The 23,420-nt window shown below is 50.9% G+C and carries 18 protein-coding genes and 2 tRNA genes; 8 read left to right on the forward strand and 12 right to left on the reverse strand.

Annotation, left to right across the window (positions count from 1 at the left end; translation table 11 throughout):
• Nucleotides 1-237: 237 nt before the first annotated feature.
• From HMPREF9431_RS10355 to HMPREF9431_RS10365, 3 genes are all read right to left on the reverse strand, one after another.
• Complete coding sequence (locus HMPREF9431_RS10355; protein ID WP_004381238.1) at nucleotides 238-777, reverse strand: RNA methyltransferase; 540 nt, start codon at nucleotides 775-777, stop codon at nucleotides 238-240.
• Nucleotides 774-1,196: a SufE family protein gene (locus tag HMPREF9431_RS10360; RefSeq protein ID WP_004381239.1), complete on the reverse strand. Its 423-nt coding sequence runs from the start codon at nucleotides 1,194-1,196 to the stop codon at nucleotides 774-776. The genes HMPREF9431_RS10355 and HMPREF9431_RS10360 overlap by 4 nt, the downstream gene beginning before the upstream one ends.
• Before the next feature lie 168 nt (nucleotides 1,197-1,364).
• On the reverse strand, nucleotides 1,365-2,639 hold the full coding sequence (locus tag HMPREF9431_RS10365; RefSeq protein ID WP_004381240.1) for a peptidase U32 family protein: 1,275 nt from the start codon (nucleotides 2,637-2,639) through the stop codon (nucleotides 1,365-1,367).
• A gap of 40 nt (nucleotides 2,640-2,679) precedes the next feature.
• Here HMPREF9431_RS10365 and HMPREF9431_RS10370 point away from each other — a divergent pair, with 40 nt between their 5' ends.
• Complete coding sequence (locus tag HMPREF9431_RS10370; protein ID WP_004381241.1) at nucleotides 2,680-3,687, forward strand: C1 family peptidase; 1,008 nt, start codon at nucleotides 2,680-2,682, stop codon at nucleotides 3,685-3,687.
• A 470-nt stretch (nucleotides 3,688-4,157) separates the two neighbouring features.
• Here the strand turns inward: HMPREF9431_RS10370 and HMPREF9431_RS10375 are convergent, their stop codons facing one another.
• From HMPREF9431_RS10375 to HMPREF9431_RS10395, 5 genes are all read right to left on the reverse strand, one after another.
• Nucleotides 4,158-5,699 carry a YifB family Mg chelatase-like AAA ATPase gene (locus HMPREF9431_RS10375; protein WP_004381243.1) on the reverse strand — a complete coding sequence of 514 codons (1,542 nt, stop codon included), beginning with the start codon at nucleotides 5,697-5,699 and terminating at the stop codon, nucleotides 4,158-4,160.
• Nucleotides 5,700-5,820: 121 nt separating this feature from the next.
• Nucleotides 5,821-6,831 carry a DUF4369 domain-containing protein gene (locus tag HMPREF9431_RS10380; protein WP_004381244.1) on the reverse strand — a complete coding sequence of 337 codons (1,011 nt, stop codon included), beginning with the start codon at nucleotides 6,829-6,831 and terminating at the stop codon, nucleotides 5,821-5,823.
• On the reverse strand, nucleotides 6,831-8,501 hold the full coding sequence (locus HMPREF9431_RS10385; protein WP_040561577.1) for a tetratricopeptide repeat protein: 1,671 nt from the start codon (nucleotides 8,499-8,501) through the stop codon (nucleotides 6,831-6,833). Before HMPREF9431_RS10385 ends, HMPREF9431_RS10380 begins: the two co-directional genes overlap by 1 nt.
• Nucleotides 8,502-8,525: 24 nt before the next feature.
• Nucleotides 8,526-8,611 (reverse strand) — tRNA-Leu (locus HMPREF9431_RS10390).
• Nucleotides 8,612-8,642: 31 nt separating this feature from the next.
• Nucleotides 8,643-8,715, reverse strand: a tRNA-Gly gene (locus tag HMPREF9431_RS10395).
• Between the two features lie 258 nt (nucleotides 8,716-8,973).
• On the opposite strand from HMPREF9431_RS10395, the gene HMPREF9431_RS10400 reads away from it, so the two are divergent.
• The 3 genes from HMPREF9431_RS10400 to HMPREF9431_RS10410 all read left to right on the forward strand — a co-directional run bounded on the left by HMPREF9431_RS10400 (nucleotide 8,974) and on the right by HMPREF9431_RS10410 (nucleotide 13,630).
• The gene (locus HMPREF9431_RS10400; RefSeq protein ID WP_004381246.1) at nucleotides 8,974-10,500 is read left to right on the forward strand and encodes a GH3 auxin-responsive promoter family protein; all 1,527 of its coding nucleotides are present in this window, start codon (nucleotides 8,974-8,976) and stop codon (nucleotides 10,498-10,500) included.
• Between the two features lie 16 nt (nucleotides 10,501-10,516).
• Nucleotides 10,517-12,526, forward strand: a complete 2,010-nt coding sequence (locus HMPREF9431_RS10405; RefSeq protein WP_004381247.1) for an Ig-like domain-containing protein — start codon at nucleotides 10,517-10,519, stop codon at nucleotides 12,524-12,526.
• 330 nt (nucleotides 12,527-12,856) lie between these two features.
• Entirely contained in the window at nucleotides 12,857-13,630 is a 774-nt protein-coding gene (locus tag HMPREF9431_RS10410) for a DUF3108 domain-containing protein (RefSeq protein ID WP_196794604.1), read from the forward strand.
• Here HMPREF9431_RS10410 and HMPREF9431_RS10415 read toward each other — a convergent pair.
• Nucleotides 13,627-14,337: an SIR2 family NAD-dependent protein deacylase gene (locus tag HMPREF9431_RS10415; RefSeq protein ID WP_004381249.1), complete on the reverse strand. Its 711-nt coding sequence runs from the start codon at nucleotides 14,335-14,337 to the stop codon at nucleotides 13,627-13,629. The two genes, HMPREF9431_RS10410 and HMPREF9431_RS10415, sit on opposite strands and share 4 nt — an antisense overlap.
• Before the next feature lie 209 nt (nucleotides 14,338-14,546).
• Between HMPREF9431_RS10415 and HMPREF9431_RS10420 the strand changes: the two genes are divergently transcribed.
• From HMPREF9431_RS10420 to HMPREF9431_RS10430, 3 genes are read left to right on the forward strand one after another with little or no spacing between them, the layout of a single operon-like run.
• A complete protein-coding gene (locus HMPREF9431_RS10420; RefSeq protein WP_004381250.1) occupies nucleotides 14,547-15,152 on the forward strand; it encodes an FKBP-type peptidyl-prolyl cis-trans isomerase in 606 nt (201 codons plus the stop codon).
• A 14-nt stretch (nucleotides 15,153-15,166) separates the two neighbouring features.
• Nucleotides 15,167-16,048, forward strand: a complete 882-nt coding sequence (locus tag HMPREF9431_RS10425) for an FKBP-type peptidyl-prolyl cis-trans isomerase (RefSeq protein WP_004381251.1) — start codon at nucleotides 15,167-15,169, stop codon at nucleotides 16,046-16,048.
• Between the two features lie 9 nt (nucleotides 16,049-16,057).
• A complete protein-coding gene (locus HMPREF9431_RS10430; protein WP_025069855.1) occupies nucleotides 16,058-16,954 on the forward strand; it encodes an FKBP-type peptidyl-prolyl cis-trans isomerase in 897 nt (298 codons plus the stop codon).
• Nucleotides 16,955-17,472: 518 nt separating this feature from the next.
• Here the strand turns inward: HMPREF9431_RS10430 and HMPREF9431_RS10435 are convergent.
• From HMPREF9431_RS10435 to HMPREF9431_RS10445, 3 genes are read right to left on the reverse strand one after another with little or no spacing between them, the layout of a single operon-like run.
• Nucleotides 17,473-18,747, reverse strand: coding sequence for a serine hydrolase domain-containing protein (locus HMPREF9431_RS10435; RefSeq protein WP_004381253.1), 1,275 nt, complete (start codon nucleotides 18,745-18,747; stop codon nucleotides 17,473-17,475).
• On the reverse strand, nucleotides 18,744-20,192 hold the full coding sequence (locus HMPREF9431_RS10440; protein ID WP_004381254.1) for a sodium:solute symporter: 1,449 nt from the start codon (nucleotides 20,190-20,192) through the stop codon (nucleotides 18,744-18,746). Before HMPREF9431_RS10440 ends, HMPREF9431_RS10435 begins: the two co-directional genes overlap by 4 nt.
• Before the next feature lie 15 nt (nucleotides 20,193-20,207).
• The gene (locus HMPREF9431_RS10445; RefSeq protein ID WP_004381255.1) at nucleotides 20,208-21,380 is read right to left on the reverse strand and encodes an exo-beta-N-acetylmuramidase NamZ family protein; all 1,173 of its coding nucleotides are present in this window, start codon (nucleotides 21,378-21,380) and stop codon (nucleotides 20,208-20,210) included.
• Between the two features lie 585 nt (nucleotides 21,381-21,965).
• Here HMPREF9431_RS10445 and eno point away from each other — a divergent pair.
• A complete protein-coding gene (eno, locus tag HMPREF9431_RS10450; RefSeq protein WP_004381257.1) occupies nucleotides 21,966-23,273 on the forward strand; it encodes a phosphopyruvate hydratase in 1,308 nt (435 codons plus the stop codon).
• Nucleotides 23,274-23,420: the final 147 nt, after the last annotated feature.

Raw genomic sequence — 23,420 nt, forward strand, 5'->3', positions numbered from 1 at the left:
CTTCTTCCCTTTTTGCAGAGAGATAAAAGCGTTTTGCCTCATATTCAAATGCTTTTCTTGTTTTTGTTACTCTATATTCCTATTCAACATTCAGCAGTTCATCAAAAGAAGTTCACTGCATGATGCGTTTTTTCTTTTCTTTATCCATAATGACCTTTCTGGCAAATGAGAACGAATTGTGCTGCGAAGATAACGAATGAAGCAATAAGTTCCAAATATAATCTTATCTTTTTATGCTCAAAGCAGCAGCTGGCGGGCAAATTCCCACATCACAATGCCAGCCGTAGTGCTCACGTTGAGGCTGTGTTTGGTGCCCAACTGCGGGATTTCCAAGCAGCCATCGCATAGGTCGACCACACTTTGTTGCACGCCTTTCACCTCGTTTCCCAACACCACGGCATAGCCTTTGGCCGGTGTTTCGGTGTGTAAATTCAACTTTTGCAGCTTGCAACTGCCTTCCACTTGCTCCACCGCGTAGACGAAATAGCCGTTGCGTTGCAGCGTTTCTACCGCTGTTTCGGCCGACGAAAAATATTGCCATGCCACACTATCCTCGCCACCTAAAGCCGTTTTATGGATTTCAGCGTGAGGCGGAGTGGCCGTGATGCCGCAGAGATAGAGTGCCTCAATGCGGAAAGCATCGCCCGAACGGAACACGCTTCCCACGTTGTACAGGCTGCGAACATTGTCTAACACCACCACGAGGGGCAGCTTTTGCGCCGCCTTAAACGCCTCAATCGAGAGGCGTGTCATCTCAATGGTTTTGAGCTTTCTCATGCTTCTTGCGCATAGACCAGCGCGTAGGCCTTGATTCTTTTCACCATAGCCAGGAGCCCATTGCTGCGCGTTGGACTGAGATGTTCGCGCAATCCGATGCGATCGATGAAGTAAAGGTCGGCCTCAAGAATTTCTTTTGCCGTGTGATGGCTCAGCACCTGAATGAGCAAGGCGATGATTCCTTTCACAATCAGCGCATCGCTGTCGGCGCGGAACACTAATTCTCCGTCCTTGTTGTCGCATTGAATCCACACGCGACTCTGACAGCCGTCGATGAGATTCTCTTCTGTTTTATACTGTTCGGGCAGCGCTTCGAGCTCATTACCCAAATCGATGAGCAGCTGATAGCGATCCATCCAGTCTGAAAAGCCCTCGAACTCATCAATCACTTCGTCTTGTATTTCGTTGATTGTCCTCATAAATGAAAGTCATATCTCCAAAAGCCTTGCTCCCAAGACCTCTCTAAAGAGGGAGGGGAGTGGTGTGCTGTGGAGATGAAGTTTCTATGTTTTGTTGATTGTGATTTATTATTCTTGCTTTGTATTGTTGCTCAAGGCCATCTGACTCTCTCAAACCATTTTAGCTTTTTACGCCCCTTCCTTTTCTGAAAGCGTTTGGGGATTGGGCACCAGCTTATAGAGTTTGTCGCTCGGTCGCACCTTGTCGGGCACAGGAATCGACACGCGTGTGCCCTGTTCGGCTGTGGGAACGGGTTGCAGGTCGTAGCGAATTTCGTCGGCATGCAGGTACATCACGCCGGTGGTGGGCCCTGTAATGAGCAGCTTTTCGCCCTGATTGAAGGTGGAAGCCTCTACGGAAATTTCGGCAACGCCTAATTTAGAGAAGTATTTGATGACCTTACCGATGAGCACTTTCTTCTCGGTTGCCACACTGCCATAGTGCTTATTCCACTCGCCGAGCGTCTGTCCTTGGTAGTAACCATCCCAAAAACCGCGGTTAAAGACGGTGGCGAGTCGCTCGTCCCACGCATCTTTCTTGGCCTCGGTGAACGTGCCTTCGAGCACACTCCGGATGGCTTCCTTGTAGCTTTTCACCACCGTGTAGACATATTCGGGGCCACGTGCACGACCTTCTATTTTGAAAACGCGCACGCCGGCATCCATCATTTTGTCGATGAAACGCACGGTTTTCAGGTCTTTCGGACTCATAATATATTGGTTGTCCACCTCTAATTCGTTGCCGGTCTCCTTATCTCGCACCTCATACGAGCGTCGACAAATCTGAATACACTCGCCTCTGTTGGCCGAACGGTTGCTGTTGGCGAGGCTAAGGTAGCATTTTCCGCTCACCGCCATGCACAAAGCGCCGTGGCAAAACATTTCGATGCGGATGGGATTTCCCATGGGACCGCAGATGTGTTGCTGCTCAATGTCCTCGTGAATGGCTTTCACCTGCTCCATATTGAGTTCGCGCGCCAGCACCACAACGTCGGCAAAACGGCTGTAGAACTTCAGCGATTCGATGTTCGAGATATTGAGTTGGGTCGACAGATGCACCTCTTGTCCCACTTCGTTGCAATAGCTCATCACAGCCACATCGCTGGCAATGACGGCCGAGATGCCTGCTGCCTTGGCGGCATCGACAATGGTTTTCATCGTCGTCAGGTCGTTATCATAGATGATGGTGTTCACCGTCAGGTAGCTCTTCATGCCGTGTTGGGCACACGTAGCTGCGATTTCGTGCAGGTCATCGATGTCAAAATGGTTGGCCGAATGCGACCGCATGTTGAGCTTTCCAATGCCAAAGTAAACCGAGTCGGCGCCCGCTTGGATGGCAGCTGCGAGACTTTCGCGCGAGCCCACGGGTGCCATCACTTCGTAATCCGTGATTTTTCCTTTCATGGCTGCAAAATTACTGATTTTCTTTGTAACTTTGTTGGGCATGAAGAAAATTCTTTTTTGCCTCACAATGGGGCTTCTGTGGCTCAGTTCTTGCACACGACCGGTGCAGCGAAAGGCCGAAAAATCACCTTTCATCATTGATGTGTTACTCAAAACAACGCCGGTGAAAGACCAGGGGCGTAGCACGCTTTGCTGGGTTTATGCCATGCTGGCCACCATCGAAACCAACCACCTGATGCAGGGCGACTCGGTGAATCTCAGTCCAAATTACATTGCACGCAGTCTGATGATGGACGAGATGCGCCGCTGTTATCTTGCTCATGGCACCGCACCGTTGCGCCTTCGGGGCATGGGACCGCGCTTGTTAGCTCTCCTTTCGGCCTATGGGGTGGTGCCCTATGATAGCTATTCCACCCTCAAGCCCGTCAATCTCAACGTGCTTGCCCATCGTTTGCAGCGCGCCACGCAGGCCGTTCACGACTTTGCTTCGCTCGATGCGCAGGGCAATCGGTTGCTCGATGAGGCCTTGGGCTATCTGCCTGGTGCCACGGTTCATATGCTCGGCGCCGACTATACGCCGCAGGAGTTCGCCCGAAGTGTGTGTCGCGACGATGAATACCAGGCGCTAACGAGCTTCACCCATCATCCCTTTGGCCAACGTTTTGCCCTCGAAGTGCCCGACAATGTGGCGGGCGACAGTGCGCTCAATGTACCTCTCGACAAGCTGATGGCGTTCATCGTGCAGCGTTTGCAAGGCGGAAGAGCGGTGTTTTGGGAAGGCGATGTGTCGTCAGAAGGTTTCGATTTCGCCGGCGGAGTGGCCGTCCTCACCACGCAACACGTCACGCAACAACAGCGCCAACAGGCTTTCGAGCGCCTTCAAACCACCGACGATCATGCCATGGCACTCGTGGGATTGGCCCACGACCACCGCGGCAACCGCTATTTCATTGCTAAAAATTCGTGGGGCGCCCACAACCGTTTCCATGGTTTTGTCTACCTCAGCGAGGCCTATGTGCGGCTCAACACCACGCTGATTGTGGGGTGATGGGTTGCCTTCTTGGTGCGATATCTGGGGGAGGGCTTCGCGAAGTGGTGCCTATTTCCAAAAACTTTTCAGCATCGTGCATGACGTTGAGGTTGGGCATTCTCTTCAAAATAGCATGTTATAGCTTAAAATTGGCTTTCCGCCTTGGTGGAAAGAGTGTCACAAAATAAACGAAGTGTTCAGCCACGGCAGAACACTTCGTTTTCTTTTTTCTCATTGGTCAGCCGTGGCTACACACCATCTTCTCATTAAAGCAATCGTTCCGTCGCGGCAGAATTGTTTCAAAATGGTAAATGAATGCTTCGGCCGTGACCGTGCGATGGATTGGAATGATTGCTCGTTTGAGGAGATAGAGCTGACAAATATAGCATGAATAGTGCACTTTTTCCATTCACTTTATGCCGCATTTACGTTGTAATTACGGAGTAAAATGGGCGATATTGTTGCTGGCTTTGGGCATGCCTGTCTGACTATCGCTCGCCCCAATCGCCCCGATCGAGCTGGCGATAGCTGATGGCTTCGGAGAGATGGTGGGGCAACACCTGCGCGCTGGCGTCGAGATCGGCGATGGTGCGCGCCACTTTGAGGATGCGACTGTAGGCACGAGCACTCAAACTGAGGCGCTGCATGGCTGTCTTAAGCAGTTCGATTCCCGCGGCATCGGGCTCGGCATACTGATGAATCATGCGCTCGGTCATTTGTGCATTGCAGTGAATGGCTTTGTGGGCGCTGAAGCGTTGGGTCTGAATTTCGCGTGCCTTCATCACCCGTTCGCGGATGGTGGCGCTGGGTTCGCCGGGCGTTGCGCGACTGATGTCGGCAAAAGGCACGGGCGTTATCTCGCATTGGATGTCGATGCGGTCGAGCAATGGCCCCGAGATTTTGTTCATGTAGTGCTGAATTTGCCCCGGCGAACACACGCAATGATGGGTCGGATCGCCGTAATAGCCGCACGGACAGGGGTTCATACTGGCCACAAACATGAACGAACAAGGGAACGTGATGTTGTATTTTGCGCGGCTGATGGTTATCATTCTGTCCTCCAATGGCTGCCGCAACACCTCTAAAGTGTGTTTATTAAACTCGGGCAACTCGTCGCAAAAGAGCACGCCATGATGGGCTAATGAGATTTCACCCGGCATGGGATTGGCGCCACCGCCTACCAAAGCTACCTCGGAAATGGTATGATGGGGTGCGCGGAAGGGGCGCTGACTGATGAGCGATGTGCCCGAACCTAAGCGCCCGGCGATGCTGTGTATTTGCGTCGTCTCGAGGCTTTCAGCCAAGGTTAGCGGCGGAAGAATGGACGGAAGTCGCTTGGCCATCATTGATTTTCCGCTGCCCGGAGGCCCCAACATGATGAGGTTGTGTCCGCCAGCCGCCGCCACTTCGAGTGCACGTTTCACGCTTTCTTGCCCTTTCACATCGCTGAAATCGAAGTCGAAGTGGCTTTGTTGCTCATAAAACTCCTTGCGGGTGTCGATGACGGTGGGCCGGAAAGCGTCGGGTTGGGTGAGGAATTGCAGCACGTCGGCCATCGTTTCCATGCCATAAACGTCGAGGTTGTTCACCACAGCGGCCTCTCTTACGTTGGCTTTGGGCACGATGAGGCCTTTAAATTTCTCGGCTCTCGCCCGGATAGCGATGGGCAATGCGCCTTTGATGGGTTGCAGATGGCCGTCTAAACTCAGCTCACCCACGAGCATATAGTGGTCTAACACGTCGGAATGGAGGTTGCCGTTGGCCGCCAAAAGAGCGATGGCTAAAGGCAAATCGAAGCCACTACCTTCCTTTTTTAGGTCGGCAGGCGCAAGATTTATGGTGATGTCGGCGCGTGGAAACTTATAGCCACAGAACAACATTGCTGCGGCAATGCGGTCGCGTCCCTCCTGAACAGCCTTGTCACCCAAGCCGGTCAGGTGGTACATCACGCCGGGATGGAGGCTCACTTCCACCGTGACGGTGGTCACTTCGAGCCCATTAACGGCAGCACTATAGGTTTTTACTAACATGGAGTGGTGGGGAATAGGGGAGAGTTGGGAGGGGGAATGAATGGTTAGGTGTAGGGGATGAGGGGCGTGGGGCGTAGCAAATGAGCGATGACGTGCCACATCTGCTGACTGCTTTTGCCGTTTAAGGTGCCGTCTTGGGCAGCAGTTCGTCCACCTTTTTCATCAGCTGTTCGACGGGAAGGCCATGCGCTACGATGTGCCCCCGTTGCAAAACAAGGTTGTCGGGCACGGTGTTTAGGCCGAGCAGTTGCAGCGTTGGACTGTTGAACAGTTGCTGATCGTTCACCGTGGGCCAAGCAATCGACTGACTTTCAAGGCTCCGTCGGCAGTCACTTCGGCTTGCATCGAGGTTAAATCCAACGACTTTCAGTTGGCCATTGGCACGCTGATAGCTGTCGTTGAGGCGGCTGTTCAGCATGTTGTAATCGTAATTCCACGTGGCCCATGTGTAGAGAACGGCCACCGGAGCCGTGCGCAATGCCTTCACATCGATGGCTTTTCCGTTGATGTCGCGTGCCGAGAAGTTGGGCAAGGTGCCCTTCTCTAAGGCAGCAAGCGATTTGAGCTGGCCCTGCAATAGGCGCAGATAACCATATTCGGGTTGTGCCTTGAGCAGCATGTTGATGAGCGAAAGCGCCTTGTTGTAGTTGGCACGAGGCGTCTTAATGAAATATTTCGTCACTAAATAAGCCCCGACAGGCGACTCGGGATGGTCGGCAATGAACTGCGCGGCATAGCGTTCCATCTCGGGAGGTGACGCATTTGCAATCTGCTGGCGGAACTTATTCATCAGCTCATTGGTCTTGCTTCCCGTCACTTCCAACTCTTTTAAGTGCGAAGCGTCGCCCTTCACATCAACCGATTTGCCGGGTTCGGCGAAGATAGGCTGCTCGGAAAAGTTGGGAAACACCAACATCAAGATACTGGGTTTGGTGCAAGGCATCTCATAAGAGAAGCGCCCTGCCTCTACTTTCACGGTGTCTAAGCCCGCCGAAGCATCGTCTAAGGCATACACATAAAACTCACCTTGGTTGATGTTCGTTAAGCGACCGTCGAAGGAAAAATGCTTCTTGTCGGTGCTACACGATACAAAACCCAAGATGAGCAGTATCAGGATGTAAACTTGTTTCATTAACGAATGTTCGCCAATTCTAAGTCGTTTTCGGCATAGGTGCGCAAGGTGGCATCTTGTTGCAATGCCTTTTGCAGCGCTTGTTGAGCAGCATCGCGCTTCCCTTGACGTGCATAGAGGATGGCTTTCAGATAGCTTGTCATGGCATCGCCCTGCTGAATGGCGTTCAAAGTCTGCTCGGCTGCCATGTAGTTCTTGTTGAGCAACTGTGCCAAAGCCGCGCTGTTGTTGTTGTTGAACAGCTCTTCGGTGGCGTTAGCATAATTGCCTCGTGCGATGTTCAATGCACCTAAAATCTCGTTAAAGCCATTCGCTTCGGTGGCATTGGCAAGATTTTGCTCTGCTTGTGCCACGCGTCCGTGCGTCAAGTCAATATAAGCTTTGTTGGCAAAGGCTTCGGGTGCTTTGCTGTTGCAGCGCAAAGCCTGGTCCAGATAGCGCTCGGCTGTGGCTTCATCGCCTTTGTTTAAAGCCAAAGCAGCCAAGTTGTTATAGGCACGGAAGTCGTTCTTATGCAACTGAATGGTCTTCTTATAAATCGCTTCTTTGGTCGAAACATGATCCTCTAACGCTGCCAAGTAGAGCAATTCTTCCAAACTTAGCTTTGTGGGGTCGGCTGCATATTGCTGCTTAATCTGCTCATCGCTGCGCCCAATCACCTGATAATTGATGATCAAACGGCTGCGACGCAACTCAGGGAGAATGCCATCGGCCAACTCTCTGAACCCTTCGCTCATGTTTCTAATTTGCTGTTCGCGCTCTTGTGGGTCTTTATACATCGACAACACACGCAAAATCACGTCCTTATCCTGGATGTTGCTGGCCTGAACGAGCTTCATAAAGCCTTCCCAGTCTTGCGCGGTGTAGTGCGCATCGATGTCAGCTTGCATCTTGTTGCCTTTGAGTTGCTGCTTCACATAGCCCTCACTTACGTTCTGACGCTTGTTGGCTAACTTGTCGTTGAAGGCGTAACCGCCATCAGGAGAAGCATAGGCTTTCACCTCAACATTCTTGATAGCCAAGCCTTCACGGTCGGCATTGATGCGTTTCAGCATTGCAACAAACTCTTTCACGCTGTTGTTTTTCAACTCGTTGCTACGCAAGTTGGCCTGGTTAATGAGAAACTTCACGTTGGCTTCCTGCTGCTTGTTGAGCACACGTTGGAACGAGTCGAGCGCCAAACAGGCCCCACCTTGACGAATGGTGCGGCGATAAAGCTCGGCGGTGGCAATCACACCATAGCCCACTTTCAATGCAGGCACTTCCACTTTCTTGTTGCCAATGGTTGCATTGAACGCCAAATACATGTCGCTTTTCTGCATCTCGGGCACATAGTTGAAGTTGGCTTTCATCGTGTAGCGACCGCCTAAGCGATAAGAAATCGTGCGATCGTTGCCCATCACCTTCTCGCCTTGGAAGGTTGTACCTTCGCCTCTTGCCACTTGTCCGTTGCCATAATGTAGCTCGGGAATAACGGTTACCGTGGCTTTTTTGTTCATAAACTTCTCAGGAAACTGCCCTTCTATCGTCGCAGGAACCTTTCCTCCAACCACTTCTAACGGCTGTGGACTGACTGAAAAATTATCAGCCGTCAACTTACCTAATTTCGAACACGAAGTTAGTGAGAGAAAAGCGCATGCAGATAGCGTAAGAATAAGGTTTCTGTTCATAATGTATACATCTTTAAAGTGATGTGCCGCGAGCGGGACTCGAACCCGCACAGCCATTTCTGGCCAAGGGATTTTAAGTCCCTCGTGTCTACCAATTCCACCATTGCGGCATCGGATTACTCCTTAGATATTAACAAATCGAGCGGAAAACGGGACTCGAACCCGCGACCCCGACCTTGGCAAGGTCGTGCTCTACCAACTGAGCTATTTCCGCAAACAGTGGTGCAAAGATAAGTTTTATTCATGGAATATCCAAATTTTTTTGTCGTAATTGTGTAAGATTGCTGCGGAGTGGCCACGTAAAACGGGCCACATGAAGGCGCTTATATATAATAAGGTGTAAATGAAAGCACAGTCTTCCTTTGGCCAAAAGGGTGGAAAGGGAGATGCATAGGTTTCTTAAAATTGGTAAATCATGGCCTTTTTCCAAAAGATTGCGCTAAATTTGCAATTCATTTGAGACGGGAAAAAGATGAATTTAACCCATATTGTGCGCAATGTTTTCGTGCCGCGCCAAAAGCAATTAGAACGCTATGATGATGCCGCAATCGCCTTGCAGCACGATGTTTTAATGCGTTTGGTGGCGCAAGGTGCCAACACTGAATATGGCCGAAAGGTGCAAATGAACCGCGTGGCAACGTATGATGACTTTGCCAAGTTGGTGCCTGTGAACAGCTATGAAGAATTGAAAGCCAACATCGACCGCATGCGTCATGGCGAAAGCAATGTGCTTTGGCCGGGTCGGGTGCGTTTCTTTGCCAAATCGTCGGGCACCACCAACGACAAAAGCAAGTTCATTCCCGTGTCGCACATGGGTTTACATCATATTCATTATGCCGGCGGTTTCGACACCGTGGCCCTCTATCTGCGCAACCATCCCACAAGCAAACTCTTCGATGGGCGCGGCCTTATCCTCGGTGGCAGCCACGCTTCCAACTACAATCGGGTAGGTTCTTTGGTGGGCGACCTCAGTGCTATCTTGATAGAGAATATCAACCCTTTGGCCAATCTCGTGCGGGTGCCGAAGAAACAAACGGCACTGTTGAGCGATTTCGAACTGAAACGCGACCGCATAGCCCACGAATGTCTGCACAAAAATGTCACGAATATCTCGGGCGTGCCGAGCTGGATGCTCAGTGTTTTGGTGCGCGTGATGGAATTTTCGGGCAAGCAACATTTGGAAGAAGTGTGGCCCAATTTGGAAGTGTTTTTTCACGGCGGCATCGCTTTCACGCCCTATCGCTCGCAATACGAGCAGCTCATCACCAGCCCCAACATGCACTATATGGAGACTTACAACGCCAGTGAAGGTTTCTTTGGCATACAGAGCGACCCCACGGACAAGAGCCTTTTGCTGATGGTCGACTACGATGTGTTCTACGAATTCATCCCCATGAGCGAGTTTGGAAGCGAACATCCCACCATCATCCCCTTGGAAGGTGTGCAGACAGGCGTCAACTATGCCATGCTCATCACCACGAGTTGCGGTCTGTGGCGCTATGTCATTGGCGACACCGTGAGCTTCACAAGCATCCAACCCTATAAATTTATCATCACCGGGCGCACCAAATATTTCATCAATGCCTTTGGCGAAGAGCTCATTATGGACAATGCCGAGCAGGGATTGGCCTATGCTTGTGCGCAAACAGGCGCCGAAGTGCACGAATATACCGCCGCGCCCGTGTTTATGAATGAGCAGGCAAAATGCCGCCATCAGTGGCTCATTGAGTTTGCTACGCCGCCCAACTCCATCGCCCATTTTGCCGAACTGTTGGATCAGCAGCTGCAAACCCTCAATAGCGACTACGAGGCTAAGCGCTTTCATGACATCACCTTGCAGCCGTTAGAGGTGATTGTGGCGCGCAAAGGACTGTTTAACGACTGGATGAAAGCCAACGGAAAATTGGGCGGACAACACAAAGTGCCGCGCTTGAGCAACAGCCGAAAGAACATCGAGGCGCTGCTCTCGTTTGACCATTCCAACCTCATGGCGGAGTAGTTCTATAACGTAAGGTATGAAAAAAGCCAATAATTGTTCGACATATCGCAAGCCGTGGCGCTCTCTCACAGCGCTCTTTGCAGTGCTGCTTGTGGCTTGTTTGGCTGCATGTGCACGCACGGGCAACCCCGATGGCGGCTGGTATGACGAGACACCGCCGCACGTTGTGGGTGCAGAACCGGCTGATCAGGGCACCAATGTGAAGCAGCGTAAAATCAGAATCAACTTCAACGAGTTTGTCAAAATCGACAATGCCACCGAGAAAGTGATTGTTTCGCCACCCCAATTACAGATGCCCGAAATCAAAGCCACGGGTAAAACTATTGAAGTGAAGCTGTTGGACTCGCTCCAACGCAACACCACCTACACCATTGATTTCAGCGATGCCATCAGCGATAACAACGAGGGAAACCCCTTAGGCAACTACACTTACAGTTTCTCTACCGGCGAAACCATCGATACAATGCAGGTGTCGGGCTATGTCGTGGCGGCCGAAAACCTCGAGCCGGTGAAGGGCATTTTGGTGGGGCTGTATGCCAATCTATCCGACTCGGCCTTTCAAACGCTGCCCATGTTGCGCGTGAGTCGCACCGACAGCCGCGGCCATTTCGTCATCAAAGGCGTGAAATCGGGCACCTATCGCATCTATGCCTTGCAGGATATGGATGGCAACTATCAGTTCAACCAAAAGAGTGAGAAGATTGCTTTCAACCACGATACGCTTCAAACCGCCTATAAAGCCGACGTCAGACAGGACACCGTGTGGCGCGATTCGCTCCACATTGCCGACATCAAGCGCGTGGGCTACACCCATTTCCTGCCCGATGACATCGCGCTTGCGGCCTTTCAAGAGGTGCAGACCAATCGCTATCTGCTCAGCGTCAACCGCAAAGAGGCCAACCATTTCACGGTGAATTTCAGCTATGGCGACAAGCATTTGCCCACCATCAAGGGGCTGAATTTCAACGCCCACAACGCCTTCATCCCCATTGCCCACGCCAAAAACGACACCATCGACTATTGGTTGCGCGACACGGCCTTGGTAAATCAAGACACGTTGCGCATGGAATTGACCTACATGCGCACCGACTCGCTCGGCCAACTCGTGGCACATACCGACACATTGGAGGTGCTGTCGAAAGTGACCTATGCGCAACGGATGAAGCAAAAGCAAAAGGCTTTTGAGCAATGGCAAAAACAACAGGAGAAAAAGAAAAAGCGCGACGAACCCTATGAGACGGCCTATCCGCCCGAAATGGTGACGATGCAGGCCGACATCTCGAGCGATTTCGCCCCCGATAAAAACGTGTTGCTGCATTTCAACACGCCGTTGGCCACCATCGACACGAGCAAGGTGCACCTCTATACCAAGGTCGACACGCTGTGGTATCGGGCGCGTTATGAACTGAAGCCCGTTGCACGGCGCAACGCTTTGGGGCAGTTGGTGCGCCCCGACTCGCTGAAATATGGCACCGACTATGAGCTGTTGGGCGAGTGGAAGCCCGGACAGGAGTATAGTTTCGAGACCGATAGTTTGGCGTTTGCCGACATCTACGGTGCCATTTCGAAAAAGTTTAAGCAGGGATTTAAGGTGAAAACCCTCGACGAATACAGCACGCTGTTCATCACGCTCGCCGGCATGGAGGGCAAAGATTGCGTGGTTTCGCTGCTCGACAAGAGCGACAAGGTGGTGAAAACGGCACGGGCTGCCGACGGTCGCGCGGAGTTTTTCTATGTCGTCCCCGACACCTATTACCTGCGTTTGTTTGTCGATGACAACCATAATGGCGTGTGGGACACGGGCGATTACGCCACTCAGCGGCAGCCCGAGGTCGTGTATTATTATCCGGGGAAGATAGAATGCAAGGCGAAATGGGATGTGAACGAGACGTGGAACCCCACGGCCGTGCCGCTTTATGAGCAGAAACCCGCCGCCATCACGCAGCAGAAGGCCGACAAGCAGAAGACCATTCAGCATCGAAATGCCGAGCGCGCCCGCAGTTTGGGCATTGAATATAAACCCTAAGTGGGTGGGCGGCTGCGTCTTCTGGCGGCAGTCCCGGCGTCCAAAGCTGCCGGTTGTGGTGCGCAGGACATGCTTCAGCCGAAGTAAAAGCATGCGAATGGGGTGACAATCTGCACCATTTTGGCGCACAATCCGTGCGTCTTTACGTCGCAAAAGCATGGCTTTTAGGTCGGCACAAAAGAGAAACGAAGAAAAATTGAAGAAAAAGATTAAACATAAAAGGATATGACAACACAAAAAGGAAAAAATAAATCGCCTCGCAAACCCCGCTATGCAGCGTGGCTGCTGGGGGTTGGTTTGGGTCTCATGACCATCACATTGTCAAGTTTTATGCTGCACACGGCAGCATCTTCAGCCACGCATGACGCGGGCGACTCACCCTGCAAGTTTCGCAACACCGCCTTTAAATCGGGCGAGTTCCTGTCCTACAACCTCTATTACAACTGGAAATTTGTGTGGGTCAAGGCGGGAACGGCCAGCATGTCGATTGTGCAAAGCCGTTATAAAGGTAAGGATGCCTATCGCGCCAGCTTGATAACACGCGGCAGTAATCGCGTCGACAATGTGTTTGTGTTGCGCGACACGTTGCTCTGTTACAACTCGCTCGACCTCGAACCCCTGTATTTTCGCAAGGGCGCACGCGAGGGAAAACGTTACACAGTGGACGAGGTGTTTTACACGTATGGCAGCGGAAAATGCAATGTGCAGCAACACATGTTGCACAACGACGGCACTAATTCGTGGACAAAGCACAGCTATGACGACTGCGTCTACGATATGTTGAGCATCTTTTTGCGGGCACGTTCGTTCAATCCAGCCAACTGGAAAGCGGGATATGTCGTGAATTTCCCCATCGTTGACGGCGATGATCGCAAGCCGGCACAACTGCGTTTCGAAGGAAAAACCACGGTGACGGGCGACAACGACGTGAAATATAACTGTTTACGGCTGTCGTATTTAGAGTTGCAGGACGGCAAATACAAGCGCATTGTCGACTTCTATGTCACCGATGATGCCAACCATGTGCCCGTGCGATTGGACCTTTTCCTGCGCTTTGGCTCGGCAAAAGCGTTCTTGGTGGGCGTGAAAGGCCTCAGAAACTAAGCCAACAGCTGTGTCAGATGCTGCGCTATCAGGGTGCGCATGCCTTCGCTTGCGCCCATCTTTAGCGTGGTGATGGGTCGGTCGTGAGCCGTGTTTACAGGGTTAGGATCGATGAGCACGATGGGCGTTTGGGGCGAACAATAGTGCAAAAGACCTGCTGCCGGGTAGACATTGAGGCTCGTTCCGATGACAATGAAGAGGTCGGCACGCTGCGTTTCGGCAATGGCCGGCTCAATCATCGGCACGCTTTCGCCGAAAAACACGATGAAGGGGCGCAGCAAACTGCCGTCCTTGGCACGCGAACCCGGCACCACATCGCTGTTTTCGGGGGTCAGTTCCTCAATACATTGGGCGGCGTAGGGGGCGCGACTCGAGCACACTTTCGCCAATTCGCCATGCAGATGAATCACCTTTTTGCTGCCCGCCCGCTCGTGAAGATTGTCTACATTCTGCGTGATGACCGTCACTTCGTAGTCGTTTTGCAGCGATGCAATGAGGCGATGTCCCTCGTTGGGCGTGGCCGTCCATAGCTTTTTGCGCAGCATGTTGTAGAAATTCGTCACCAATTCGGGGTCGCGTTCCCACCCTTCATGGGTGGCAATCTGCTCCACAGGATAGTTCTCCCACAGACCATCACTGCCGCGAAAGGTCTTAAAACCACTCTCAACCGACATGCCTGCACCCGTTAAAAACACAAGATGTTTCATCATTTGAATGTTGTTTTGTTTTGCTTCGCCGTAGAACAGCAGTCAGGTGGGTTCCAACAAGCTGACCACAAATATAACGAAAAAACGCGGAAGGTGTGCCTTTTTTAATAAAATTAAGGTGTTGTTTCTTTTGAATTCTGTTTTATTCTGCTATCTTTGCAGCTGAAATTTAAATGTAAAACATTAATCAGCAAAGCGATATTACGCAGATGGATCAATTAAGTTACGCCCTGGGTTTAGGCATTGGGCACCAATTATTGCAAATGAATGCCGAGGGGCTCAACATAGATGACTTCGCACAAGCCATCAAAGATGTGATGACTGGCGGCGAGTTGAAGATGAAAGAGGCTGAAGCACAGCAGATGGTGCAGCAGTTTTTTGCCGAACAAGAGGCCCTGCAACAGGCTGCAAATGCCGAGAAAGGCAAGGCAGCAAAGGCCGAAGGCGAGCAGTTCTTGGCCGAGAATGCAAAGAAAGAGGGGGTGAAAACCACCGCTTCGGGCTTGCAATACCAGGTGCTTCGCGACGGAAATGGCAAACAACCCAAGGCTACCGATCAGGTGGAATGCCATTATGAAGGCACGTTAATCGATGGAACAAAGTTCGATTCGTCCTACGATCGTGGGCAAACGGCCACGTTCCCACTCAATCAAGTGATTGCAGGTTGGACCGAAGGGCTGCAACTCATGCGTGAAGGAGCAAAGTATCGTTTCTTCATTCCCTATCAGTTGGCCTACGGAGAGCGTGGCGCCGGTGCCTCGATTCCGCCTTATGCCGCCTTGATTTTCGATGTAGAATTAGTAGCAGTAAAATAAAAATAATCATCAAAATGAAAAAAATTGCTTTCGCAGCTGCCATGTTTGGCATGGCTTTAACATTCGCTTCGTGCGGAAATTCAACTCCTAAAGCCGACTTAAAGAGTGATGTTGACTCCATGAGTTACGCAATGGGAATGGCTCAAACACAAGGTTTGAAAAACTTCTTAGTTGAGAGAATGCAAATCGACACCACCTATATGGACGATTTTATCAAAGGTTTGAACGATGGTGCTAATGCAGGTGACGACAAGAAGCGTGCCGCTTATTATGCTGGTATACAGATAGGTCAGCAGATTTCTAACCAAATGATTAAGGGAATCAATACCGAAGTCTATGGTCAAGACTCTACAAAGAGCATCTCTTTGAAGAACTTTATGGCTGGTTTCATTGCCGGAACAACGGGCAAGACGGGTGCTGTGAAGATGACAATCGAGCAGGCTCAAACCTTGGCTCAGGCTAAAATGATGGCCATTAAGAGCAAGAATATGATGCAACAATATGGCGCTAACAAGACAGCCGGCGAGAAATGGTTGGCTGCTAACGCCAAGAAAGCTGGTGTAAAGACACTTCCTTCGGGCGTACAATATAAGGTCATCAAAGAGGGTAGCGGCGCAATGCCTAAGGATACTTCTACGGTTGTGGTGAACTATGAGGGTAAAACCATCGACGGAAAGGTGTTCGATAGCAGTTATGCACGCAAGGAACCCATCACTTTGAAGGCCAATCAGGTGATTAAAGGATGGACAGAAGCTCTCGTACACATGCCTGCCGGCTCGGTATGGGAAGTGTATATTCCTCAGCAACTGGCTTATGGTGAGCGCGAACAAGGTCAGATTAAGCCTTTCTCTGCCCTCATCTTTAAGATTGAATTGGTGAAAGTGAATGGAAAATAAACAGCAATAATGAAAAAAATATTCATGCTGACGCTCGTCTTTTTGGCGAGCGTTTCCTTTGCAACCCTACAGGCAAAGGAGGGAAAGAAGAAGAAAGGGGTGGTTGAACAGAAAGAGGCTGTGCAGCTTTTAACGCCCAATGACACCCTAAGTTATGTGGCAGGAATGACCGCTACCGAGGGTCTTTTGCCCTATTTGCAGCAGCAATTTGGCGTAGACAGCACCGGAATGGCCGATTTTCTGCGTGGTTTCAACGAGGCACAACAGCATGTTAACGACGCGGCTTTCAAGGCTTATGCGGCCGGAATGCAGATTGCCGAGATGGTGAACAGCCGCATTTTGCCCAACATGCGCCAAGGACTTGAGGGCACAAACGATTCGATTCAGCGGGCCACTTTCATCAAAGGATTTGTCGATGCGTTGCACAACGACACGTTGCTCTTCACACCTCGCAAGGCAGCACAGAGCTTTATGCAGCATCGTGACCAAGCCATTGCCCGCAAAAACGAGGCCTATAAGAAGGAGAACGAAGCATGGTTGGCCAACAATGCCAAGAAAGAAGGCTTCAAAACGCTTCCTTCGGGCTTGCAATATAAGGTGCTTGTCGAAGGCAAAGGCGCTGTGCCTAAGGACTCAGACCGTGTGGTTGTGAAATACGAAGGCCGCTTAATCGACGGTACTGTCTTTGATAGCAGCTACCGACGCGACCCGCAAACCAACACGTTCCGTTGCGATGAAGTGATTAAAGGATGGACACAAGCGCTCACGATGATGCCCGTTGGCAGCAAATGGGAGGTGTGCATTCCACAAGAATTGGCTTATGGTGCGCGACAAGCGGGTCAGATTAAGCCCTATTCTACACTCATCTTCACCGTCGAACTGGTGAATATCGAAAAGAAGAAGTAAGGATATTTCATTGCTATAAAATGCACGTTCCACACAGATGGAACGTGCATTTTTTGATCATGTATGGCTCGTTTCGCCAAAAGGCCGTTGAGGTTGCCGCAGAAAATAGCCGTGCCCTCTGCAACAAGTCATTAAGGTGCCTTTGGAAAATGATAGAGATAGCGCTAAAAAGCAGTGGAGATTACCGCGAAAAATGGTGGAGATTGCCATGAAAAGTGGTAGAGATTGCTTCAAACAACGGCCGAGGTGACGCTAAAAAGCGATTGAGCCGGTTACAAAAGGGGGCACGGGTGGGTGTAAGAGGTGCCTGAGATGGCCTGCGAAAGATGGCGTTGTCAGGGACTATTTCCACAGTCTCTGCCCCATAATCCCCACACAAAAGGTTGGCCCTTGCATCGCAAAGCCAACCTTTTTCTTTTGTTTTCCTGATACAGTTCTTCTTTCCTTACAAGCTATATGTCGTTACTTCCCGCCACCTTCTCGCTTTCTTCTTGTCGAAAAGGTTGGGGCGATGTGGCTTATTGGGTAACGCTTCCTGCCACGGCATTGGCCACTTCAGCACGCAAACGCACCACGTTGGTTTTGTCAATGGGGTGGACTGCGTTGGTAAGAAGGATGATGGCGAGGTCGTTTTTGGGGTCAATCACAATCGAAGTGCCCGTATATCCCGTGTGACCGAAGGCGGCATCGCTCAGTAAATCGCCTTTGTTCGAGGCATAAGGTGACGACTTGTCCCAACCTAAACAGCGGCCGAAAGCCTCGAAACCAGCAGGAATTTGTTGCATTTTTTCAACCGTTAAAGGGCTTAATATCTGCCGCCCTTGCCACGAACCCCCATTCAACAACATGGCACAGAGCACCGCAATGTCTTCGGCATTGCTAAACAAACCCGCATTACCCGATATGCCTCCGTTCATCACCCGTGCCAAAGGGTCGTGCACAATGCCGCAGAGTATCTGACCGTTGGGTTGCTTTTCGGTGGGAGCGAGGGGTGTGTTGTCAGCCTTTTCGCCCCGTTTCATCCAGCGAGGTTTGTCGGTTTCCACCCAAAAACCCTGTTTGTTGGGCGCACAAGGAATGAAATCCGTGTGGCGCATGTGCAGGGGTTGGAACACATGCTCGGCGCAATAGTCGCGCAAAGACTGTCCCGTTATCTGCTCAACGATATGTTGTAATGTGATGAAATTCAGGCAACTATACTGCATGTCGCACGCTGGTTTCTCGTTTCTGCGGCATGTTTCGATATAATTCATTTGTCGTTCGGCATCCGGGAAGCGCCCCTTCTTTTGCAAATCGGCCACCGGTGCGTAGGCCGGCAGGCCCGAAGTGTGGGTCAAAAGGTGCACGATGCGGATGGCAACGCTATCAGCTTGCCCCTCTTTCCAGTTTTGAAAATGGGGCAAATACAGCTGCACAGGGTCGTTTAGGCGCAGCTTTCCTTGCTCCAACAGTTGCATGACAGCCATCGTTGTAGCCATCGATTTGGTGCACGAAGCCATGTCAAAGATGGTGTTTTCGGTCATCGGTAGGGGCGAAGGCAGTGTCTGTCGCCGACCGTATGCCTTGAGATAGCCTATCTTTCCATGGCGCACGACGGCCAAAACGGCACCGGGCGTGCGACCTTCTCTGATGGCTTTGTCAATGCAAGCATCTGCGTGTTGCAGCCGATGGGCATCCAATCCCACTGCTTCGGGGGTGGTTTTCTCAATGTTTTGTGCCGACATGGCGAAGCCAAACAACAGCCCTGCGAGGACGAAGGCACAGCGTAAAGAATGTAAATAAAAATGTTTCATGCGCGCGTTCCTTTTTTAATGAGCAGACAAAGGCCGATGAAGGTGAACAAAGCATTCATCAACAACAGCTCATAGCTGAAGCGATAGCCGTTGAACCACTGCTCCGAATGGCAGTCAATGAAGTAGCAAAGCAGCGGCGAAGCAATGGCTACAAGCGGAATATAGCGGTCGTTGACGGCACGATGGGTGAGCAAGCCGAAGGCAAAGAGGCCGAGAATGGGGCCGTAGGTGTAGCTGGCTAAGGTGTAGACCGCGTCGACAACGCTGGTGTTGTTGAACACATTGAACACCAAAATCACTACCATCATCGTGACAGCCATACCGATATGCACCCCTTTTCGCGTGCGGGTGGTCTGTTGTTCGTCGTCGCTTTTGCGGCCCAACACGTCTAAAGTGAACGAGGTTGTGAGGGCGGTTAAGGCCGATCCTGCCGCATTATAGGCCGAAGCCACCAAGCCAATGATGAACAAAAAGCCCACCACGAGGGGCAGATAGCCACCCGTTGCCACCGCAGGAAAGAGCTTGTCGCCTGTGGCTTCGATGCCTTTGGCCGAAGCAAACTGATAGAGTAGCACGCCCAACATCAGGAAAGCACTCACCACAATCAGCTGCAACACAATGCTCAGCAGCATGTTTTTTTGCGACTCCCTACTGTTTTTGCAACTCAAATTGCGCTGCATCATGTCCTGATCCAAGCCCGTTGTGGCAATCATCGTGAAGATGCCGGCTAAGAATTGCTTCCAGAAATATTGTTTGTCGTTCACATCTTCGAAGTGAAAGGCATGGCTCATGGGGCTCGATGTAATATTTTTTAGTAGGGCAGAAAAACTTAAGTCCATACTATTTGCAATGAAAAAAATACACAAAACCACAGCTGCTATCAGACAACAAGTCTTCATGGTGTCGGCCCAAAGCACCGATTTCACACCGCCTTCGTGCGTATAGAGCCACACAAAGAACACCGATACCGCCACATTGCAGGCGAAAGGGATGCCCAAAGGTCCGAAAGCCAGGAGCTGAAGGGTGGCACAAACCAAGAACAAACGCACCGCTGCACCGAGCATTTTGGATAGGAAGAAGAACCAAGCGCCTGTGACATAGGACGTTTTACCAAAGCGGTTTTGCAGGTATTCGTAAACCGAAGTGAGCCCAATGCGATAGAACAGCGGCACAAGCACATAGGCGATGATGCACTGTCCCACGATAAAACCCAACATCAGTTGCAGATAACCGAAGCCACTTTGCGCCACCATGCCCGGCACCGACACAAAGGTGACGCCCGAAATGCTGGCACCTATCATGGCAAAGGCCACCACATACCAGCGCGATTGCCGATTGCCTGAGAAGAAAGCAGCGTTGGTTGCATTCCTTTTTGCACGGAAAGAAATGTACAAAAGAAAGGCGAAGTAGAGAAAAACAGTTGTTAAGATCAGTATAGGTGTCATGATTTTTTGTTGTATTTACGAATTGGGATAGAGCAGATAGGGGCGGCGTTGTTGCTTAAAGCGTTCGACATCGTCGTGCCACATCGCCTTGATTTCGGCCGCACTGCACCCCTCTTCAATCATGATGCGCACGTAATCGACGCCCACAAGCTTCTCAAAAAATGAGGTAAAGAAGGCGTCTCCGCGGTTTAAATTGCGATAAGCGTTGATGACATACGATAGGTCGAAGCCCGCTTTCTGCACGCTGTCTTCGGGCAGTTGGCTGAGGTCTATGCCCCAACAACGCTCGTTTTCCAACGGCGGATGCTTGGCTCCCGACACACTTCGGGGCGTGAAACTGTGACTATAGCCCACCATTTGCGGATGGCCATATTGCTGAAAGGGCAGCGAAGTGCCGCGACCTAAGCTCACACACGTGCCTTCGAAGAGGCAAATGGCGGGGTAAAGGTAGACGGATTGCATATTGGGTAGGTTGGGAGAGGGGGCAATCGGCAGGCGATAGCGCGTGGCATGGGTATAGTTTTCGCAAGGGATGACGGTGAGCTTGCACTGTTTTTTGCCGCCCAACCAGCCTTCACCGTTGATCATACGCGCCAATTCGCCGAGCGTAAGGCCATGTACCACGGGGATAGGCAGTGCACCAACACCCGAGAAATGCGATGCCTCTAACACCGGACCATCCACATAAAACCCGTTGGGATTGGGGCGATCGAGCAGCAATACGGGCGTGCCCGTGTCGGCACACACCTGCATCAGCCGCAGCATCGCTATATAATAGGTGTAAAATCGCAAGCCCACATCTTGAATATCAATCACCAAAATGTCGGCTTTTTTCATCACCTTAGGGTCGGGCTTGCCGCTCGTTCCCTTGTAAAGCGAATAGATTTTGATGCCCGTTTGCGCGTCTACGCCGTCGTTTACATGCTCACCGGCATCGGCAGTGCCGCGAAATCCGTGTTCGGGGGCTAACACCCCGACGACCTTAATGCCGTGTCCGAGCAGCACATCCAACAGATGTTGCTGGCCAACGCAGCTCGTGTGGTTGGCAAAGAGCATCACCTTTTTGCCTTTGAGCAGGGGCAGATAGCGTGCCGTTTGGTCGGCTCCCGTGCGCACATCGTTGCCGTTTGCGGCCCACATTGCACCGCAACAGAAGCCCATGACGAGGAGAAGAACGATTTTTCTCATTACATATTAATTCGAGGTTGTGACAGCAAAGGTAAGATAAATCTTGGAAATAAGCATCATTTTGGCGGTTTTTTCTTTTTGTTTGATGTCAGGAAAGGAAGATAAAGTCGCAAAACACCTGTTTTTCTTTGTCGCAATTTCCCTTCTGTGATGGGATTTTCGGCGGTTCGGCACTTCGCTTTCGCGCCCGTGAGGATAGGGGGGGCCACAGAACGGCAATCCTTTTGAACAGGCTTTCGGCGGACAACAAGGCGGCAGGTGATGGCCAATGCGCACGTGGAAAGTCGCTTCGGCCCACTAATTGCTATGCTATTGTGGCGTAAAATGTGCTGTTTTACGCGGTAAAGTGCATCACATTGCCGGGCAAAGTGGCGCAAAATGATGGGGCATGGCTGCCAAATGGGTAGAAAGCCCATGGCAAGGGACTTTCTGAAGGGTGCGGAGAAGAAAAATAAGGCGATGGAACGGGGCGTAGGTTTAAACTTACAAAAAAATGTGCAAAGCATTAAATAGAAGTGTTGTTTATCCACCAAAAAATTGTTATCTTTGTGGCATTAAATGTTGAACATTAATAAAAATAGATTTATGAAAATTGAAAAAGTTCATGCAAGAGAGATTCTTGATTCAAGAGGCAACCCTACTGTTGAGGTAGAAGTGACCTTGGAAAATGGTGTAATGGGTCGTGCAAGCGTTCCTTCTGGTGCGTCTACCGGTGAGAACGAGGCCTTGGAATTGCGCGATGGCGACAAGAATCGTTTCGGCGGCAAGGGCGTTTTGAAAGCTGTTGAGAATGTAAACAACATCATTGCTCCTGCATTGAAAGGCAAATGTGTGTTGGAACAACGCGCCATCGACTACCAGATGTTGGCATTGGATGGCACGCCAACCAAGAGCAAACTCGGTGCAAATGCCATCCTTGGTGTTAGCTTGGCTGTGGCACAAACGGCTGCAAAGGCTTTGAATATCCCCTTGTATCGCTACATTGGCGGTGCTAATACCTATGTATTGCCTGTTCCAATGATGAACATTATCAATGGTGGTGCCCACAGTGATGCACCGATTGCTTTCCAAGAGTTTATGATTCGTCCCGTTGGAGCATCATCAGAGAAGGAAGCTATCCGCATGGGTGCTGAGGTGTTCCACGCTTTGGCAAAGAACCTTAAAGCACGCGGTTTGTCGACAGCTGTAGGTGATGAAGGTGGTTTTGCGCCTAAATTTGATGGCATTGAAGATGCTTTGGATTCTATCATCAAGTCGATTAAGGACGCAGGTTACGAGCCCGGCAAGGACGTTAAGATTGCTATGGACTGCGCAGCTTCTGAATTTGCAGTGCAAGAGAATGGTCAATGGTTCTACGACTATCGTCAGTTGAAGAACGGTATGCCTAAGGATCCCCACGGAAAGAAGCTCACTGCCGACGAGCAGATTGCTTACTTGGAGCAGTTGATTACCAAATATCCTATCGATTCTATTGAGGATGGTTTGGACGAAAACGACTGGGAAAACTGGGTGAAACTCACTGCAAAGATTGGCGATCGCTGCCAGTTGGTGGGCGATGACCTGTTTGTTACCAACGTGAAGTTCCTCGAAAAGGGTATCAAGATGGGTGCCGGTAACGCTATTTTGATTAAGGTAAATCAGATTGGTTCGCTCACCGAGACCCTCGAAGCTATCGAAATGGCACACCGTCACGGCTATACTACGGTAACTTCTCACCGCTCGGGCGAAACAGAAGATACCACTATCGCCGACATTGCCGTTGCAACCAACTCTGGACAGATTAAGACCGGTTCGATGAGCCGCACTGACCGTATGGCGAAATACAACCAATTGATTCGCATTGAAGAAGAATTGGGTTGCACAGCTCGCTATGGTTATACAAAACTGAAATAAAAGAATATTGGTTTTCAGGGGGCTTTTGATGCTTGCTGTGATGAGCTTTGTGGCATTTCTGCCGCAGTGCTGATGGGCAAAGGAGCATCGAAAGCCCTTTTTTTGTGTTGCAAGTGACATCACAAACGGCTCACCCATGCAGCAAGG

Source organism: Segatella oulorum F0390, assembly GCF_000224615.1.
In the GTDB taxonomy this organism is placed as follows: domain Bacteria; phylum Bacteroidota; class Bacteroidia; order Bacteroidales; family Bacteroidaceae; genus Prevotella; species Prevotella oulorum.